Source organism: Treponema denticola (assembly GCF_024181645.1).
GTDB lineage: Bacteria > Spirochaetota > Spirochaetia > Treponematales > Treponemataceae > Treponema_B > Treponema_B denticola_A.
The window spans coordinates 1,725,214-1,742,231 of sequence record NZ_CP058624.1; the positions used below are offsets into that span (position 1 = coordinate 1,725,214).

Sequence of the window (17,018 nt, forward strand, 5' to 3'; positions counted from 1 at the left end):
GGCATTTTAAAAGGCACCTTTAAGTCTGCTTCCTTTTAAATCTTAAACTTTTTAACCTCATCTGCAAGGTTTTCAATGCTTATCTTATTTTTTTGAGTAATTTCGTTTACTTCCTGTACAGCATTGTTTATCTCGATAACGCCCGCAGCCATTTCGTTCATTCCGTCGGTAATAACCCGTGTAAGACCGTCCAGCTTTTGCATTTCTTCGGCAGTTTGCTCTCCGCCTCTTAACATTTCGGCGGAACCTTCTTTTACTTCTACCGTTACAGCATTGATGTCGCGGATAGCGGCAAGCACTTCTTTACTTCCGTTTTCCTGTTCCCTCATCGCTTCGGTTAAACTATTACTCATCGTCTTTACTTCTTCGGAAAGCGAGAAGATGGTATTAAACTTTTCTTCAACGGTTTTGGAAGAAGCCGACAATACTTCAATTTCGTTGCTGAAGGTTTTTAAGACGGCGGTAATGGTCTTACCTTGAGCAGCGGAGTCCTCAGCGAGTTTTCTTATTTCATCGGCAACGACCGCAAACCCTTTTCCGGCTTCTCCTGCATGAGCGGCCTCAATTGCGGCATTCATCGCAAGGAGGTTTGTCTGGCTTGCAATGTGCTGAATAACACTTGAAGCTTCTAAAAGGCTGCCCGATTCTTCAGCTATTTTTTGAGTAATCGTATTCGAGTTTAAAACGGTATCTTTTCCGTCGGCGGTTGCCGTTGCAAGGTTTTTAATGGCATCATCGCTTTTTTCAAGAGTTTGAGTAATTGAGCCGATGTTTGCAACCATCTCTTCCACCGAAGCAGAGGAACGGGCAACGCTGGATGCCTGAAGTTCTATTCTCTCATCAAGTTTTTTTATCGTATTGATAATTTCTTCTACGGTTGCCGATGTCTGACCGACACTTGCCGCCTGCCTAATAGCCTGCTGTTTAATACCTTCAACGTTTGCACTTATTTGGTTTACTGCGCTTGCAGTCTCCGTCATATTGCCTGCAAGCTCGTCACCGATATTCTGCATTGTTCCGGCATTTACATCTACAGATTTAATGGAAAGACGTATTTTTTCGATTGTTTCGTTAAAATATTCCGACAGCTGAGTAACCTCATCGTTTCCGATAAGAGGAAGCTGAACGGTTAAGTCGCCTTCGCCTTGGGCAATATCCCTAAGAACATTTACGGCAGTCTTAACGGGACCTACCATTTTTGTAGAAATAATAAACGAAATAATTATTGTTACAAGCAGTATTATAATAACTGAAATTATGATTGCGCGTGTCAGCGTATTAAGCGAAATTAAGAATTCGTTTACAGGAGCCCGTATAACGATCGTCCATCCGCTCCTTTCCATTTTTGCATAAGCGCCGATATTTTTTTCTCCGTCAAGAGTGTAATAACCTACTCCCGGATCTTGGTCCTGCAAGGCTTTTTTTTGAAACTCCGCTATCGATTTCAATTTGGAATCAGTTTCAGCAAGTTTTTGATAATTGACAAAACCGGAAACAAGCTTATTGTCCTTATGCGCAATAATGGTACCGTCTTTACTCATCATGTAGCAGTAACCGGTTTTACCTATAACAAGATCTTTAATATCTTCCGACAAAATAAGCCCTTGAAGCCCTGCGCACATAACACCCGAAATTTCACCGTCTTTGTTGTAAATCGGCAAAGAAAAAACGACGTGAATTTTGCCCGTGTCAGGAGAAAGATAGGGCTCCGAAATAAAATAGTTTCCTTCAAGAGCCGTCTTATACCAATATCTGTCTGCAACCGAAACTACTCTTCCGTCCATATAATATGTATTGCCGTTTAAGTCGCATATATTTAAAAAAGCACCGTCATTGTCTGAGGAGAGCTCCTGCTGCAGCCGTGCAGATTTTTGAGGATATGACAAACTGTCGTCATTTAAATCGGGAATACGGGCAACGCCTCTTAAATACTCAAAATCGACATCTATTATGCTTTCCACAAGGATAGCAATATCGGCAGCCTTATCCGTTAAGCGTTCTTCGACATCTTTAATCATTGTCTTTCTAAATGTATACCACGATACGGAACCCTGTATAACTCCGCCCAATACAATCAATAATCCGAAAACAATCAATAATTTTTTTCGTATTGAGAAATGCTTTTTATTTTTCATATTACCTCTATATCCTATTCAATATTTTAATGCTTTAAATATATACAAAAATATAAAATATATCAATATGTCCAATATTCCCTATAAAAAATAGTTGTTAAGAACTTTCTATAAATCTTGAAATCGAAAAAAGAGCCCTGCCTCTATGCGAAATAGAATTTTTTTGCTCAGAAGTCAGTTCTGCAAAGGTTTTGCCGAACTTCTCTACAAAGAATATGGGATCGTAGCCGAAGCCGCCCGAACCTGATGAAGCTTCGGTTATACGGCCTTCACAAGTTTCCTGCACCGAATAAAAACGGTTTTCGTCCAAAAGAAAAACCATACAGCAAGCAAAACGGGCACTTCGTTCTTTTACCCCTTTTAATTCTAAAAGAACCTTGTTAATACCGGCCTCAGCCGAAACATGCTCTCCTTCAAGGGAACCGTATCGGGCGGAATGAATACCGGGAGCTCCGTTTAAAAAGTCGACACAAAGACCGGAATCATCTGCAAGAACCGGAGCTTTTACAATATCGTAAAGGGCCTTTGCCTTTATCATAGCATTTTCAAAAAAAGTACTTCCCGTTTCTTCAGGATCAAATTCTATGCCTTCATCTTTAGGCAAAACAATCGTATGAGATGGAAGAAGCTCCTGCACTTCCCTTTTTTTGTTTACATTTCCGGACGCCAGATATATTTTCATGCTGCTGAGTATACCAAATTTTTAAACTCTTGGCAATATTTTTGTCGATTGTACCTTTATATACATTTATATATTTTCCTATATCTGTACTGCTTGGAGCCTTTAGCTGCCTTCTATTTAATCTTTTTGTTTTGTCCCATAAATGGCGGTTATGTTTTAATGAAAAACAAATCTTTTTAAGCTGACTTCTTGTATTATAAGTATTAAGTAAAAGGTATTTAAAAAGCTGAGCCTTTATGTAATACCTGTTTCTATTACCGACACAATAATTTATTTTTTCGTAACGGTTAAAACAAGCAGCCTTTAAATCATGAAGAATAGAACATAGAAACCATGAATCCATTTTAATTTCGGCAGCTATTTTATCGATCAAATCATCATCAAGAAAAAAACAAGCTTTGCACGCAAGCAAGAAAATTCTTCTATGTTTACAAGGCATACTAAAATAAAGTTCTCGCATATGTATTGATTCTTTTGAAGGATTTTTTTGATTCTTCAAACCTACATCTTTTGTTTTTACACCGCAATATGCCGGTTCAGGCTCGGCCACATAAAAATTAAAATTTTCATTTAAATCATATTCTCCCATAAGATACTCCCACCTTGCTCCTTCTTGGTCTGCAAGAACGGTATCATTTATCTCGTGCCTTACGGTTTTACATTTAAAAGTTAAATAATAAAAACGAATATGATTTGTTAAATAAGTATAAAAACTTGACAGTGAAGAATTATAGTTTTCCAAAACCCTAGGAAGTTTATAATAAAACTTAAGTAAAAAATCACTGCGTAAATCTTCGTCCGCAAAATACACACCGAAACTTTCCAAATTTACATAAATCATCTCAAAGATAGACATTAAAACTTTTTGTCTCCTTGCCGGATTTTCCTTATCGGTATTGTAGGACTTGACAAATTCCTCTCCTTTTTCTAAACTGAAATTCACTTTTTTATCTCCTTTAACTTTAATTATATGTTTTATAGAAGCAAAAAGAGTGCAAAACATCGGCTTGAAAAAGCTTATTGATTTGGATATTTTTTAGTTTTTATAACCTTGAAAAATGAGTTTTTCAATTTTTTTATAAGAGCTCAAAAAATTATCAATAAAAAAATGAGATTTTCCATAAAAAGACTGAGTTTATCGGTCTTCAAAACACAAAAAATGCCGATAATCAAAAGCGGAGAAGAAAATTATGATAAGAAAACAAGCAGAAAAGGAATCCCGTACAGGAAGTATAACTTTTTACTCAAAAGAACAAATACAGTGTCCGGTGTGCAGTACAAAATTTAAAAGAGAAGAGCTGCACTCAGGCGGCGGACGCTTAATCGCCGGAGACCTTACCGATGAGTTACGCAGGCTTTATGAACCTTCAGCAAAATACGGCGAAATATTTCCGACCGTATATAATTTAACGGTCTGTCACAAATGTCTTTATACGGCCTTTCCTCAAGATTTTTCAATTCCCTCCCGTCCGGTTATCGAAAAGCTTTTTGAAAATACCGAAGTAAGATATGACGCAGTAAAAGGTCTTTTCCATAATGTTGATTTTACAAAATCCAGAGGCTTAAACGAAGGAGCGGCTTCCTATTATCTTGCCATTTTATGCTATGAACTCTTTGAAGAAAAATTTTCACCCACAATAAAGCAAGCCATCTGTGCCATAAGAGCGGCATGGCTTTTTGACGAGCTAGGCAAAAAATACCCTGAAGAAAATTATAAATATGTTTCAGACCTTTTTTATCAAAAAGCGACCTTCCTTTACCGCCGAGCCCTTGAATTGGAATCGACAGGAAAAGAAATAATAGCAGGCTTAAAATCTTTCGGCCCTGATGTGGATAAAAACTACGGCTATGACGGAATCATCTATCTTTCAGCCCTTCTTGAATATAAGTACGGCCAAAAGCTCGACATGGAAATGCGTTTAAAACGCTTGGATTATCACAAATTTGCCCTTGCAAAAATGTTCGGTCTAGGTAAATCAAGTAAAAATAAGCCGGGACCGATTTTGGAAGCGGCAAGAAATCTTTATGACACTCTCAAGGTAGAGCTGAAGGATGTAGAAGATTAATGGAAATCTTCCAAAATCAAAAAAATATCCTCCTTACCCTTTCTTATGACGGTACAAATTTTTGCGGATGGCAAAAACAAACCAATAAAGGAGCTGAAACCTTCCGGACAGTTCAAGGAGAATTGGAAAAAGCCTTAGCCAAAATTCATAAACATCCTATCGAAACAAACGGCTCAGGCCGCACGGATTCAGGGGTTCATGCAGCCCGCCAAGCCGTAAACTTTTTTAGCGATATAAAAAGCATGAGGGCTTCAAATTTTTTACCTGCCCTTAACTCAATCCTGCCTAAGGATATAAGGGTGATGGATGCCGCCGAAGTGTCCCCCCTCCTGCATGCACGCTTTAATGCTCTTTCCAGGACCTACCGTTATAAAATCAAATGCGGCAAAATAATATTTGCCCACGAGCAGCCCTATACTTGGCACATAAGAAGATACCCCGACATAGCCGCCTTAAACGAAATGGCCTCCTGCCTTTCAGGAGAATTGGATTGTACCGCTTTTTCTGCAGCCGGAGATCAAAGTATAAGTAAATCCCGCTATATCAAAAAGGCAGTCTTTTTTATCGAAAACGATTATCTTATTTTTGAAATTTGTGCAAATGCCTTTTTGTGGAAGATGGTACGCTCAATAGTGGGAACTCTTTTGCATTTAGACGAAATCGGAGCTTCCAAAAAAGATTTTAAAGATATCTTAGAATCAAAGATGAGGGAAAAAGCAGGCCCCACAGCGCCTCCCCAAGGCCTTTTTTTATGGTCTATAGAATATCCTAAAGACCTGCTCAAAACACCGCCGGACAGTTTTTAATAGAAAATCAACAACCCTCCGCACGAATAAAGCTAATTACTCTTAAAGCGGTCATATCTGCTTACCGCATTAGAAATAACAAAAAACACAATAACTATCCCGAAGATTACAAAATAAGAGCCTATGGAGAAAAACATATTATAAAGGCCATGTATACCCCAAGTAAAAAGAAAAGGCTTTATAATCTTCCCCGTCTTTTTAACCATACTTATTTCAAGATAATATACACCCAAACATGCATGTAAGATATTTGAAGTAAATGTCCTAAGCCAAATTGCTTCAGGATAGCGTATTGCATAAGCAAGATTTTCAAAAGAGGCAAAAATTAAGCCGTAAAAAACCGATAAAAGCATCAGAATCCTTATGTTCGCCCTTGTTTGGGCCGGAGTAATCTCATCCATATTTTTCATCTTATCCGCCCAAAGCAATTTTACAAAAATAGAAAAAAGCAGGGCCTTAACGGTTTCTTCCGGCAGAGAAGAATGAATAAAACAGTCAAAAAGAATACCGTAAGCATATCCTGTAGTTTTTAAAAAATTCTGAGACAAAAAATATACGATAGTCTGCATTAAAATTGAAATAAGGACTGCAAAAAATGAAAACAAAAAAATATATAATAATGGTTTAAGCGATAAATTTTCTTTTCTTATAATAATAAAAGCCCAAATAATTGAAAGTGCAAAAGAAAGAAACATGAGTGCTGCAATCTGCATATTTGTAAGCATACATTGAAAAAGAATTAAATTCAAGGGGTTTATCGGCAAGGTCTTTATTTTGAGAGAAAAATGCCTTATAATATTTATATGGGGTTAAAACTATGGATAAAGAAAAAAATGATTATGACAAACTTTTTTTGGAAATTACAAAAGCAAAACACCTCGTCGCCTTTACGGGGGCCGGAATAAGCACCTTGGCCGGAATCAAGGACTTTAGGGGAAAGGACGGCCTTTATAAACAGCCGAATACCGAAAAAATGTTCGATATAGACGTCTTTTATAGGGATCCTTCGGTTTATTACGGAATGGCAAAAGAATTTATCTACGGATTGGAAGAAAAGCAGCCGGCAATCGTGCATACCGTCCTTGCAGACCTTGAAAAAAGGGGCATTCTAAAAGCCGTAATAACCCAAAACATTGATTTACTCCACCAAAAGGCGGGAAGCAAAAATGTAATTGAGGTACACGGCTCTCCATCGGTTCACTATTGTATAAGCTGCTCCTACACTGAAACATTTGAAGAAACCGCAAAAACAGCTAAAACCGGAGCCGTGCCGTTATGCCCTAAGTGCGGAAGCCCGATAAAACCGGCCATAACTTTTTTTGGAGAAGCCCTGCCTCAAAAAGCCCTGATGCAGGCAGAAACGGAAGCTTCTAAGTCGGATTTTATGCTGGTTCTAGGTACAAGCCTTTTGGTCTATCCTGCAGCGGCTCTTCCGGCCTATACTTTAAGAAACGGAGGTAAAATAGCGATAGTAAACAATCAGCCTACCCAATTTGACACATATACAGACCTTTTATTTGAAGATTTGGAAGAAACTTTCGAAGAAATAGACAAAAAATTAAAAAATTTATAATTTTTTTTCTAAATTCACTTGACAAAAAAGTAAGAATATGGTAACTTATATTTAGGCACAGATTGCGGGTAATTATCCTAAATTACCCGCGTAAAGCGTTCATAAAAGTATTTATATGTGAATGGTTTATACTCTATTTTAATCGCCCCGGTCCGCATACTCCCGGGGCGATTTTTTTTATATCTATAAATAAAACAAACATTTAAGATTTAAAACCTTGAAGCCGATAGTTAAAATATGATAAATTTATCATAAATAACCAAAAAGGTATTTATTTTTTTTTATTTATGTGATAGGATGTATCTTATGGAAAAAGATAAAAGAATAATCGTTGATTCGGAAAAAATTGAAACAGCCATACGTTTGGGTGTTCCTATCGCTATAACTTCGTATACTTTGCCTAAAGAAACTGAAGTTTATATCACGGATGTTATATCGGAATTTTTAAAGCAGCTGCATTGTACCGATATTACAGATTATATCGTATATTACACAAATGAGCTCACAACAAATGCAAAAAAAGCCAATACAAAGAGAGTCTATTTTAAAGAAAGAGGCTTAAATATTTCCGATACCGAAGACTATGAACAGGGAATGAAGGATTTTAAAGAAGATACAATCTCAAACATGGATCATTATCTGGAACTTCAAAAAAAAGCCGGTCTTTATATAAAGCTGTCCCTTCAACTTAAAAATGACAATATAGTCCTTGAAGTAAGCAATAACTCGGCCCTAACCCGCCAAGAATTTAAGAGAATTTTTGATAAAATAGTCAGAGCAAGACAATTTTCATCATTGGATGAGGCCTTTACTCAAGTTTTGGACAGTACGGAAGGTGCCGGCTTGGGCCTTGTAATAATGGTTCTAATGCTCAAAAAAATGGGGCTGGATGAAAAGGCCTATCAAATAGATGTTGTAGACGGCGTTACCATAAACAGAGTTACAATACCCCTAAGATTGGAGTTAAAAAAAGAGGCGGAACCTCTTACAAAGGCTATTGTAGAATATATCAACGAAATACCGCAATTTCCTGAAAATATTATGCAGATACAGAGAGCTATTAATGATCCTGAATCAAAGATGCAAAAAATTGCACAGCTTATAAGCAGCGATATCGGATTGGCAACAGACCTTCTAAAACACGTAAACTCCGTGGCTTTCGGTCTTTCAAAACCCTGTATGAACATTGTTGAAGCCGTTAAGTTCGTTGGCTTGAGAGGTATACAAAACCTGCTTTACTCCATGGGAACTATCAAAATATTGGAAACAACAGAAAAAGAGCAAAAGGAAATTTGGGAAAATGCTTATAGGCTGGCTTTTTTCTCCCTAAATGTTGCAAAACTTACAGGAAAACGGACTGTAGTTGACGATGCCTATATTTGCGGTCTTCTCCATGACCTTGGAAAGATTATCCTTGGCTCAATGTATCCTGAATTAGTCGTAAAGCTTGCAGAAATTCAAGCCGAAAGGAACATACCTCCGCAAGTTATGGACATGATTATGAGCGGAATGGCTCAAGCCGAAATAGGCGCCACTCTTGCAGAAAAATGGAACTTCCCTGAGCCGATAGTAGTAACAATAAGGTATCAGGATAATTTTGAAAATGCACCCGAAGAACATAAGGACTTAGTTGAAAGCGTTTGCTTTGCAGACTTTATGCTTAATTTTTCACAAGGAAAAGTAGATTACTATCAAATCCCTGAATCCTTGCTAAAAAGATTCAAAATAAAGTCGGAAGAACAGCTTAAAAAACTGTGTGAACGCTTTGAATTTGCTTTTTCAAAATAAGAATTACAAGAATACCAGTGTTAAATATCAGGAAAAAGCTCTTTTATAATTTCGCGGTAGGTTTTATTGTAATATAGATGCCCGTAGATAATAGCGGCGGCAAGCACATTTCTGCCGTAGCCCCTTGTTTCCGCATAAGCAAGACTTTCTAAAAATAAGTCGGTCGGTAAATTACCGGCCTGCCTTACCCAGCGTTTGACTGCATTGGGACCTGCATTATAAGAAAAAAGGGCATGCATAATTTTTCCGCCGTTACGGTTTACCATATCCGAAAGATAGAAGGCTCCGAAACGGATATTTGTATCGGGATTGTTAAGGTCATAAGTTTCCAGCTTCAGACGGCGGGCAATATCGGCAGCTGTAGGCTTCATAAGCTGGGCAAGCCCTATCGCACCCGCATGGGAAACAACCTCAGGCTTAAAATAACTTTCGCTTCTAAGCAGGGCGTATAAAAGATATTCAGGTAAATTGTATTCTGCCGCATATCTTTTAACCGACTCAAGCCAAGGCCGGGGATAAATCAACTTTAAGTGTTCATCTCCAAATTCGGCACCTTCGGAGTTGACCGCAAAGGTCATAATTCTCATGGAGTCGGCATAATAGCCGTTTTCCGATAAAACTTGCGAAAAGAAAACCGCTTCTTCCGTACTGATCTGAGGATATAAAACGGTAATTTTATTGTACAGTTGGGAATAAAGTTTATATTTTACAAAACCTTTTAAAACCTGAACAGTCTCTTCATCCGAAAAGCCGCTGCCGCTTTTTCTTTTATAATTTTTACCGTATGGGGAAGAGGAAATAGGAAGCCCAAGCTGGTAAGCAGCCATAAGCCTGTAATAAAAGGAATTATGATCTTTTTCATAGGCTTCACGGTAAAGCTTTTGAGACTCTGCATCCGATGATTTTTTAGAACGTGCAAGAATATAAGAAAGCCGAGCTCGTGCCGTCAGAAGATTTGTTTTTTGAACGGCTTTTTGAAGTTTTTCAAGGCCTTTCCAATCCCTGGAAAGAACCAGCTTCATACAGGCATGAGCTGTCAGCTCTTCATAAACCGCAGGGTTTTTCCATGAAGGAGCCGATGAGCAAAGTTCTTCCAAAAATACCTTAAATGACCTATTTTTTTCTATATCGAGGATGTACCAGAGGGCAACGTCATAATCGTAAGGTTGGGGCGGATAGGTTTTAGCCTTTTTAAAAAGTAAAAGAGCCTTTTCGGTATTTTCCCTTCCGCCCATCTTTAGACGCAGGCGGGCAGCATAAAAAGCATACATGTATTTTTGTACGGCATAGTCGGAATTTTTTGCGGATTTTTTTTCATAAAAGTCAAGCCTATTTTCAAAAAGGAGGGTATCCGAAGCATAATCCGTTGAACCGGATAAGGCAGCTTTTCCTGCATCCGATAATACCATCCTATATTCAAAGCATGGATTATCCTCGGCTTCCATTAAGCTTTTAAAAATAATCCACGCATCTTTAAACCGAGATTCAAAAGTCAGCTTTCTTGCTTTTAGAATATTAAAAAAATCGTCTCCGCAGCCTTTTAATTCATTTTTGTTTTTTTCGATATTTTTTAGGCCTTCAATAAGTTCTGCATCAAATTTTTGTGCGTTAAGATAATCAGGTAAAGACTGCTCCATTTTTTTAAAATTCCCCGATAGGAATAGGAGCTTTTGAATTTCTTCTTTTATTGCTTGATTGTCTAATTTATTGTCTAATTGGATAGCTTCGGGTAAAGCAAGTTTTTTTTCAAGACGCGTAAGTTTTTCTTCATTGGATAAAAGAGAATAAAGTGCATCATCGGCCAGTTTTTTATATGGCATTGGAGCATTTTTTATTGCGTACTCAAAATAGGCCCTAGCCGATTCATCATAGATTTTTTTATCCGAAGCCCTTACCCTTGCCTTTTGGAGGGCAAAACCTATATAGTACAAGGACGAAGGGTCTGTATTATACAGCTTCTTTAATTCCAAGGGCTGAGGTTTTAAAAAGCGGTAAAAATTTTCCGAATAAAGGTCCTCAATCAGGCGGGCTTCTTCCGTTTTATCGTAAGAGCCCGCACAGGAAACACTGCAAAGACAAACGCACAAAAAGAACCATATTAAAGCAATGCGGATAAATTTGGAAGTTATAAAGCTATCCTCGTAAAAATTATTTATTAAAATTACTTAGGCGGAATATCTATATAAGTTCCTGCTATAATCAGGTTCGGATTTTTGATTTTGTTGTAATCCGCTATTTTTTTATAGAGCCAAGGTGTTTTATAATAGGTTTCTGATAGATCCCAAAGGGTATCACCCCATTTGATCTTGTACCTTACTACGCCCTTAGAATTTACATTTGTCTTTTTTTGAGCATCAGCCTTTTTCTTGGCATCAGCTTTTTGTTTAGCTTCTTCTTCAGCTTTCTTTTTAGCTTCAGCTTCAGCCTTTTGCTTGGCTTCTTCTTCGGCTTTCTTTTTAGCTTCAGCTTCAGCCTTTTGTTTAGCTTCCTCTTCAGCTTTTCGCTTGGCTTCTGCAGCGGCTTTTTCTTCTGCATTTTCTTTAGGAGCATTAGAGGTTGTCGCATTTACATCTTTTTTAGGCTCTTGCACCTGTTCAACCTTTTCAGGAGCGGAAGCTATTTTATCCTTATCGGCAAAGGGCATCTTTTTTGTCAAAAGAAGAATGGCAAAGACCAAGGCCGTTATACAAAGAATTATTATTATAATTATAAGCCAAAGAGGCGTCTTTTTCTTTTCGGATTTTTCTTCATTCTGAACGTAAAGCTGAGAATCGGAGCTAGATTCTTCCTGATACATTTCCTCCATCGAAGAAGACTCATCAGGCATCATAAAATCATCGGTATTTATAAGCCCATCATCGGAAGTTAAAGAATCATCAAACGAGGCGAAATCGAAATCCAGACCTTCAAGACTTGCCTCATCAAGGTTTTTTAAGGAAACTTTTAGAGATTGATGTGAGCCTGAGCCCTCATCTACTGCTTCTGCTGAAAGATTTTTTTCTTCATCAAGCTTTATTTTGAGGTTTATGGTAGGATCCCCTGCAGCTCCTGTTGAAACATCTTCTACAATAAGTGAGCCTATATATTCGGGCTCTGTTCCGTCAACTTGTTTAAATAAATTTATTTGAACACTTTCTTGATCATCCCTAACCGTAGTCAATTCCAAAGACTGCTCTAACAGGGCATCTTCATCTAAAATTGGGAAAAATGTCCCGTCTGCAAGTTTTATTCCTATTTTTGAAGCCATAATATCCTCCTGCAAAATTTCCAAGTTTCATAATTGCTCATAGCATTATATCTATTTTAACCGTAAAAGAGGTTCTTGTCAATCAACAACCCCGACGCAAGCGTCGGGGTATTAAACCCTCCGCACGAATAAATTTGAAACGCCAATGAATTTAAAACAAAACCTCATATAATATTATCGGATAAATTATCTTAAATAATTAAAAACTTTTACAGTATCCAAGCAGCGGAAATCAATTTTTAACGGTTAATTTAAGATTATCCTGCGGCATCCACACAAAAACCGCCCCAAGCCGGAACTTTGTCCAACTTGAGAGCGGTGCCGCCTTAAAGGGTTTAATTTTTGCCGCGAGGGGAATAAACCGATTTGAACGTGAGTAAAGCAAACCATTTGGGTTAGATTTTTACGTGAGGAAATACACACGGTAACAGAGCAACAGAACAGATAGCTGCAAAGAAATAAGCCGATAAAAAACGGTTGACAGAAAGATTCCTCTAAGCTAAAAAACTCTAAGCCATAAATTAAAAGAATCTTTCATCCATTCGGCTACATCCATTCCGTAAACGGATTGTAAAATTTCTCCGGTTAAAACCTCTTCTTTTTTTCCTGAAGCTTGTATGGTGCCGTCTTTTAAAAAAATAAGTTTATCTGCAAATTGAAGGGCTAGGTTTATATCGTGGAAGACACCGATGACGGCTTTAGCTTCTTTTTTGCAAATCTCTTTTAAAAAAAGAATAAGCTCGGTTTGGGCCTTTAAGTCCAGATGATTTGTAGGTTCATCGAGCAGGATAAGTTCGGGTTCTTGGGCAAGAGTGCGGGCCAGATAAACGCGCTGAAGCTGACCGCCTGAAAGTTCATCTATTTTCTTTTCACGCAAATTCCAAATGTCTACAGCCCTTAAACATTTTTCTACGTATTCCCTGTCTTTTTTTGAAACGGAAAGAAAAGAGCTGCCTTCTCTATGGACATATCTTCCCATCATAACGGTATCATAAACGGAATATGAAAAATATATAGAAGAAACTTGACTTAAAACGGCTATTTTTTTTGCTATGTCTTTACGTTTGATATTTTTTAAGTTTTGACCCTTTAAAAGAATTTCGCCCGAATAGCCGATAAGACCGGCAAGAGTTTTTAAGAGGGTCGTTTTTCCGCAGCCGTTAGGGCCCAAAACACAAAGGCTTTCTCCTTTTAAAACCGAAAAGGAAATATCTTTTAAAACGGGAGTCTTTGAATATCCCGCGTAAAGCGACTTTACATTTATTAAAGGACAGTCCATAAAAGTTAAGCCCTCCTCCGTCCCTTAAAATAGACATAGCAAAAAAACGGAGCACCTGCGAGGGCGGTGATTGCACCCACCGGAAGCTCTTGTGGGGACAAAATAGTTCTTGCCGTCATGTCGCAGAGAACCATCGCAGTACCTCCTATACAAAAGGACACAGGAATCACTATCTTATGCCTTGCACCAACGAGCTTACGCACAATGTGAGGAGAAACCAAATCGATAAAACCGATTATGCCTACAAATGAAATTACGGTTCCCGTAAGGGCTGAGGCTAAAAACAAAAGAATCCATTTAACTTTTTTTGTATCGACGCCTATAGTCTTAGCCTGTTCCTCGCCGAAGGTAAGCAAATCCATCTCGTGTGAAAGCCCTGTAAGAATCAAGGTTCCGGCAGCACAGATAGGCAATAACACGTTAAAGTTTTTTATATTTTGGCTTGCAAAGCTCCCCATCTGCCAAAATATCAGTCGGGCCATTCCGTCCCGATTAAGGGCGATTATTATGGTTATAATTCCGTTTATAAAAAGAGAAAAAACTATTCCTGTTAAAATAATCGTCGAGTTTTCAAAATTCCTATCAACCAAGGACGCAACTTTAACCGAGGCGTAGACTGTAAGAAGACCTGCAATAGTGCCTGCAAACGGAAGGGTAAAAGCGGGGATTAAAGGAAGAGTGAATCCTGTCAAAATTACCAGAGCAGCTCCCAAGGCAGCCCCCGATGAAACGCCCATGGTATAAGAAGAAGCCAATGGGTTCTTTAGGATGCTTTGCATTACGGCCCCGCTTACGGCAAGGGAACCGCCTGCCAAAAAAGCGACCAGCACCCTAGGCAGCCTCACATTCCAAACTATTGCAACAAAGGTCGATTCGATACCGTAAATTTCTTTTTGGGCTATTTTTGAAAATATGATTTTGATAATATCTTGGGGCGGAACAAAGACCGAGCCTATTCCTATCCCCAAGATTAGAACAAGGATGCAGGCTGCAATCGAACCTGCAAGCTTGAATTGAAGTTTCATTATTTATAAATTTCGGGATAGACGGCTTTAGCCATTTCTTTTAAGGCCTTTATAATGTTATGGTTAGGTCTTGAAGAAGAATTTGTATCAATACCGAAAACCTTTTTGCCCTTTACGGCTTTAAGAGAAGCCCAGCCTGATCTGGCCATTATTTCATCAATCGGATTAGGAATATAGCTTACATTGGTCAAAATTACATCGGGATTCTTTGCCAAAACCATTTCATCCGAAACGGCTATCCAACTTTTTTGATCGGCAAGAATATTTTGAGCTCCGATAATTTCGATCATCTCATTGATAAAGGTTCCTGTTCCCAAACTGTACATATAAGGAGCGGCCCCTATTTCAAAGTAAACGGTTTTCTTTTTATCTTGAGCAATAGCGGCTCCTTTTTTTCGGACAGCTTCAATTTCCTTTTTCATGTTTGCAATAATTTTTGCACCCTTTTCTTCCTGTTTTACGACGGCAGCTATGTATGCAATATCAAGATAAACGGCCTCGATACTCGAAGATGAAGGAATGTTGACAACACAGATACCGGCATCAATTAAAGGAGAAAATGGCGTATTTCCCTTTGCATTCGACATCCCCGAGATAAAAACTACATCCGGTTTTAGGGCGATAAGTTTTTCTGCATCGGGCTTCATCATATCGAAATACGGAATATCCTGTTTTAAAAGCCCATCCTTTTGGGTATTGGTGTCGGCAGCAATAATCTTGTCGGCAAGACCTAAATCGATTAGAACTTCCGTGGTGGACGGAGCCATCGAAACGATTCTTTCTACCTTTGCAGGTAAGGTAATCGGAGCACCTGCCCTGTCCATAGTTAAATCAATCGAGGGAAGGCTTGCTTCTTTTGCTCCTCCTGCAAAAACCATGGTGCCGGCAGCCAAAAGCATGGCCAGCACAAAGAAAATTTTCTTAAAATTCTTCATAACTTCCTCCTTAAAAAAGTTGTTGAAAGATTATCAAATCCTGAAAAAAGTTTTTTCGAGTAGTTTTGCAGAATGCAAAACTACATACAATAACACGATGTTTGCCTGCAAGGCAAACTCGAAGATAAACATGGAGGCTTGTATTTCAAGCCGAAATGTTTATCGAAACTCCTAATAAATAATCATAGATAAACAGTCAGGCAAAATTTCTACCGAACTGTTTATCGAAATTCCTAATAAAACTTACTTCCTATTGGCTAGGGCAACGATTCTGTTCATCTCGTTATTGATGATCATGTAGCCTTCGTCAACGCCCATACCGGGTTTTGCAAGCTGCTGGGCGGCTCCGGCTGCAACAGAACAGTTTACGATAACTTCAGCCGAGCGGTTGGTTTCGTTACATGTTCCTCCGCAATAGGCACCTACTCCCTTTTCTTTGCAGTAAAGGATAGCTTCAATCGTGTTGTTGATTCCGCCAAGGTCGGGGGTCTTAATCTGAATCATGTGGCCTGCACGGTTATCGGCAAAGTACTGAATATCTTCGAGAGTGTTGCACCATTCATCGGCAACAAGCTCTACCTTTACGCCGTTATCGTCAAGGCTCTTTGTGAGGGCTGCGAGTACCTGCATTTGCCTTTCTCTGTCGCCCATATCCATGGGGCCTTCGATTCTAAGTTTAAAAGGAGCCGCAGCAGCTTCCAGTGTTTTAAGATAGGCCGTCATCTTGGGAACATCGTTATTGGTAAAGTCTCCGATTGTGCCGTATACGTCAATGTGGAAAATAGGATTATAGTTCTTGCAAGTTCTCATAGTTTCGACCCTGTTTTTAAGCCATTTAACATATTCCAAGAGCTTTTCGCCATTTTTACCGGTTTTTTCTTCAACATTGTTAAAAAGACCGTGGGGGAGAACTTCTGCCTGTTTGATAATCATCTTATCGGCATTTAAGTAGCGGTCATCACCTGACTGGGTAAAGATCGGGATTCTCTTTATTTGGCAGCCTGTTTTGTATTCTTTTACAACAACTTCGGCCATCGTTATATGCTGGGACTTTGCAACGGCATCAAGAATAGCTTGAGATATGCCGTAGCGTAAAGCAGTGTGCATTCTTTTTCCGTTTACCTTGTGTTCTTCAAAAGTCTTAGCCATTTCTCTAAAGTTTGTAATTTCTTTTCCTACAAAGAGGGGCTTTATATCCTTTTCAATTACGGGAATAAAGTCCTTTGCCAAAAAGAGAGGATCGCGTCCGCCGGCTCCGGAATACTGTACGGCAGCACAGTCTCCATAAGCGACCTGTCCGTCTTCGAGAATAAACATAACGGAAATAGCTTCGCCTGCCTGTCTAATTGAGGTAAAGCCCTCGGTTACGGGTTTCCCCGTATAAAAAAATCCGTCATGACCTGCACCCATTTTGATAGCCTTTTGGTCATCAAAATAAAAACCTGTTTTGCCTTCTGCGCAAACAACATCAATAATTTTCAT

14 protein-coding genes are annotated in these 17,018 nt (G+C 38.7%); 4 read left to right on the forward strand and 10 right to left on the reverse strand.

Going from position 1 to position 17,018, the window contains the following annotated elements; all coding sequences use genetic code 11:
- Nucleotides 1–35 precede the first annotated feature (35 nt).
- The 3 genes from HO345_RS08140 to HO345_RS08150 form a co-directional block, all read right to left on the reverse strand.
- The gene (locus tag HO345_RS08140) at nucleotides 36–2,135 is read right to left on the reverse strand and encodes a methyl-accepting chemotaxis protein (RefSeq protein WP_253682459.1); all 2,100 of its coding nucleotides are present in this window, start codon (nucleotides 2,133–2,135) and stop codon (nucleotides 36–38) included.
- A 97-nt stretch (nucleotides 2,136–2,232) separates the two neighbouring features.
- The gene (gene rdgB / locus HO345_RS08145) at nucleotides 2,233–2,817 is read right to left on the reverse strand and encodes an RdgB/HAM1 family non-canonical purine NTP pyrophosphatase (protein ID WP_253682460.1); all 585 of its coding nucleotides are present in this window, start codon (nucleotides 2,815–2,817) and stop codon (nucleotides 2,233–2,235) included.
- Nucleotides 2,732–3,760: a nucleoside-triphosphatase gene (locus HO345_RS08150; protein WP_253682461.1), complete on the reverse strand. Its 1,029-nt coding sequence runs from the start codon at nucleotides 3,758–3,760 to the stop codon at nucleotides 2,732–2,734. The genes rdgB and HO345_RS08150 overlap by 86 nt, the downstream gene beginning before the upstream one ends.
- Before the next feature lie 247 nt (nucleotides 3,761–4,007).
- On the opposite strand from HO345_RS08150, the gene HO345_RS08155 reads away from it, so the two are divergent.
- Nucleotides 4,008–4,883 (forward strand): DUF2225 domain-containing protein, encoded by an 876-nt coding sequence (locus HO345_RS08155; protein ID WP_253682462.1) that lies wholly within the window; start codon nucleotides 4,008–4,010, stop codon nucleotides 4,881–4,883.
- Complete coding sequence (truA, locus tag HO345_RS08160) at nucleotides 4,883–5,689, forward strand: tRNA pseudouridine(38-40) synthase TruA (RefSeq protein WP_253682463.1); 807 nt, start codon at nucleotides 4,883–4,885, stop codon at nucleotides 5,687–5,689. Before HO345_RS08155 ends, truA begins: the two co-directional genes overlap by 1 nt.
- A gap of 32 nt (nucleotides 5,690–5,721) precedes the next feature.
- On the opposite strand, the gene HO345_RS08165 is transcribed toward truA, so the two are convergent.
- Complete coding sequence (locus HO345_RS08165; RefSeq protein WP_253698681.1) at nucleotides 5,722–6,414, reverse strand: PrsW family intramembrane metalloprotease; 693 nt, start codon at nucleotides 6,412–6,414, stop codon at nucleotides 5,722–5,724.
- 92 nt (nucleotides 6,415–6,506) lie between these two features.
- Here HO345_RS08165 and HO345_RS08170 point away from each other — a divergent pair, with 92 nt between their 5' ends.
- Nucleotides 6,507–7,262, forward strand: a complete 756-nt coding sequence (locus tag HO345_RS08170) for an SIR2 family NAD-dependent protein deacylase (RefSeq protein WP_253682465.1) — start codon at nucleotides 6,507–6,509, stop codon at nucleotides 7,260–7,262.
- 306 nt (nucleotides 7,263–7,568) lie between these two features.
- Nucleotides 7,569–9,050, forward strand: coding sequence for an ATP-binding protein (locus tag HO345_RS08175; protein ID WP_253682466.1), 1,482 nt, complete (start codon nucleotides 7,569–7,571; stop codon nucleotides 9,048–9,050).
- Between the two features lie 20 nt (nucleotides 9,051–9,070).
- On the opposite strand, the gene HO345_RS08180 is transcribed toward HO345_RS08175, so the two are convergent.
- The 6 genes from HO345_RS08180 to HO345_RS08205 form a co-directional block, all read right to left on the reverse strand.
- The gene (locus HO345_RS08180) at nucleotides 9,071–11,137 is read right to left on the reverse strand and encodes a flagellar assembly lytic transglycosylase (RefSeq protein ID WP_253682467.1); all 2,067 of its coding nucleotides are present in this window, start codon (nucleotides 11,135–11,137) and stop codon (nucleotides 9,071–9,073) included.
- A gap of 74 nt (nucleotides 11,138–11,211) precedes the next feature.
- Entirely contained in the window at nucleotides 11,212–12,297 is a 1,086-nt protein-coding gene (locus HO345_RS08185) for a LysM peptidoglycan-binding domain-containing protein (RefSeq protein ID WP_253682468.1), read from the reverse strand.
- Nucleotides 12,298–12,796: 499 nt separating this feature from the next.
- On the reverse strand, nucleotides 12,797–13,576 hold the full coding sequence (locus HO345_RS08190; protein WP_253682469.1) for an ABC transporter ATP-binding protein: 780 nt from the start codon (nucleotides 13,574–13,576) through the stop codon (nucleotides 12,797–12,799).
- A gap of 5 nt (nucleotides 13,577–13,581) precedes the next feature.
- Nucleotides 13,582–14,601 (reverse strand): FecCD family ABC transporter permease, encoded by a 1,020-nt coding sequence (locus HO345_RS08195; RefSeq protein WP_253682470.1) that lies wholly within the window; start codon nucleotides 14,599–14,601, stop codon nucleotides 13,582–13,584.
- Nucleotides 14,601–15,536 carry an ABC transporter substrate-binding protein gene (locus HO345_RS08200; protein ID WP_253682471.1) on the reverse strand — a complete coding sequence of 312 codons (936 nt, stop codon included), beginning with the start codon at nucleotides 15,534–15,536 and terminating at the stop codon, nucleotides 14,601–14,603. Before HO345_RS08200 ends, HO345_RS08195 begins: the two co-directional genes overlap by 1 nt.
- A gap of 243 nt (nucleotides 15,537–15,779) precedes the next feature.
- A complete protein-coding gene (locus tag HO345_RS08205; protein WP_253682472.1) occupies nucleotides 15,780–17,018 on the reverse strand; it encodes a methylaspartate ammonia-lyase in 1,239 nt (412 codons plus the stop codon).

Bases quoted from the DNA above. Each gene is read 5' to 3' on its own strand.
- HO345_RS08140 (WP_253682459.1), bottom strand. From the start codon at position 2,135: ATGAAAAATAAAAAGCATTTCTCAATACGAAAAAAATTATTGATTGTT.
- rdgB (WP_253682460.1), bottom strand. From the start codon at position 2,817: ATGAAAATATATCTGGCGTCCGGAAATGTAAACAAAAAAAGGGAAGTG.
- HO345_RS08155 (WP_253682462.1), top strand. From the start codon at position 4,008: ATGATAAGAAAACAAGCAGAAAAGGAATCCCGTACAGGAAGTATAACT.
- truA (WP_253682463.1), top strand. From the start codon at position 4,883: ATGGAAATCTTCCAAAATCAAAAAAATATCCTCCTTACCCTTTCTTAT.
- HO345_RS08165 (WP_253698681.1), bottom strand. From the start codon at position 6,414: ATGCTTACAAATATGCAGATTGCAGCACTCATGTTTCTTTCTTTTGCA.
- HO345_RS08170 (WP_253682465.1), top strand. From the start codon at position 6,507: ATGGATAAAGAAAAAAATGATTATGACAAACTTTTTTTGGAAATTACA.
- HO345_RS08175 (WP_253682466.1), top strand. From the start codon at position 7,569: ATGGAAAAAGATAAAAGAATAATCGTTGATTCGGAAAAAATTGAAACA.
- HO345_RS08185 (WP_253682468.1), bottom strand. From the start codon at position 12,297: ATGGCTTCAAAAATAGGAATAAAACTTGCAGACGGGACATTTTTCCCA.
- HO345_RS08190 (WP_253682469.1), bottom strand. From the start codon at position 13,576: ATGGACTGTCCTTTAATAAATGTAAAGTCGCTTTACGCGGGATATTCA.
- HO345_RS08195 (WP_253682470.1), bottom strand. From the start codon at position 14,601: ATGAAACTTCAATTCAAGCTTGCAGGTTCGATTGCAGCCTGCATCCTT.
- HO345_RS08200 (WP_253682471.1), bottom strand. From the start codon at position 15,536: ATGAAGAATTTTAAGAAAATTTTCTTTGTGCTGGCCATGCTTTTGGCT.
- HO345_RS08205 (WP_253682472.1), bottom strand. From the start codon at position 17,018: ATGAAAATTATTGATGTTGTTTGCGCAGAAGGCAAAACAGGTTTTTAT.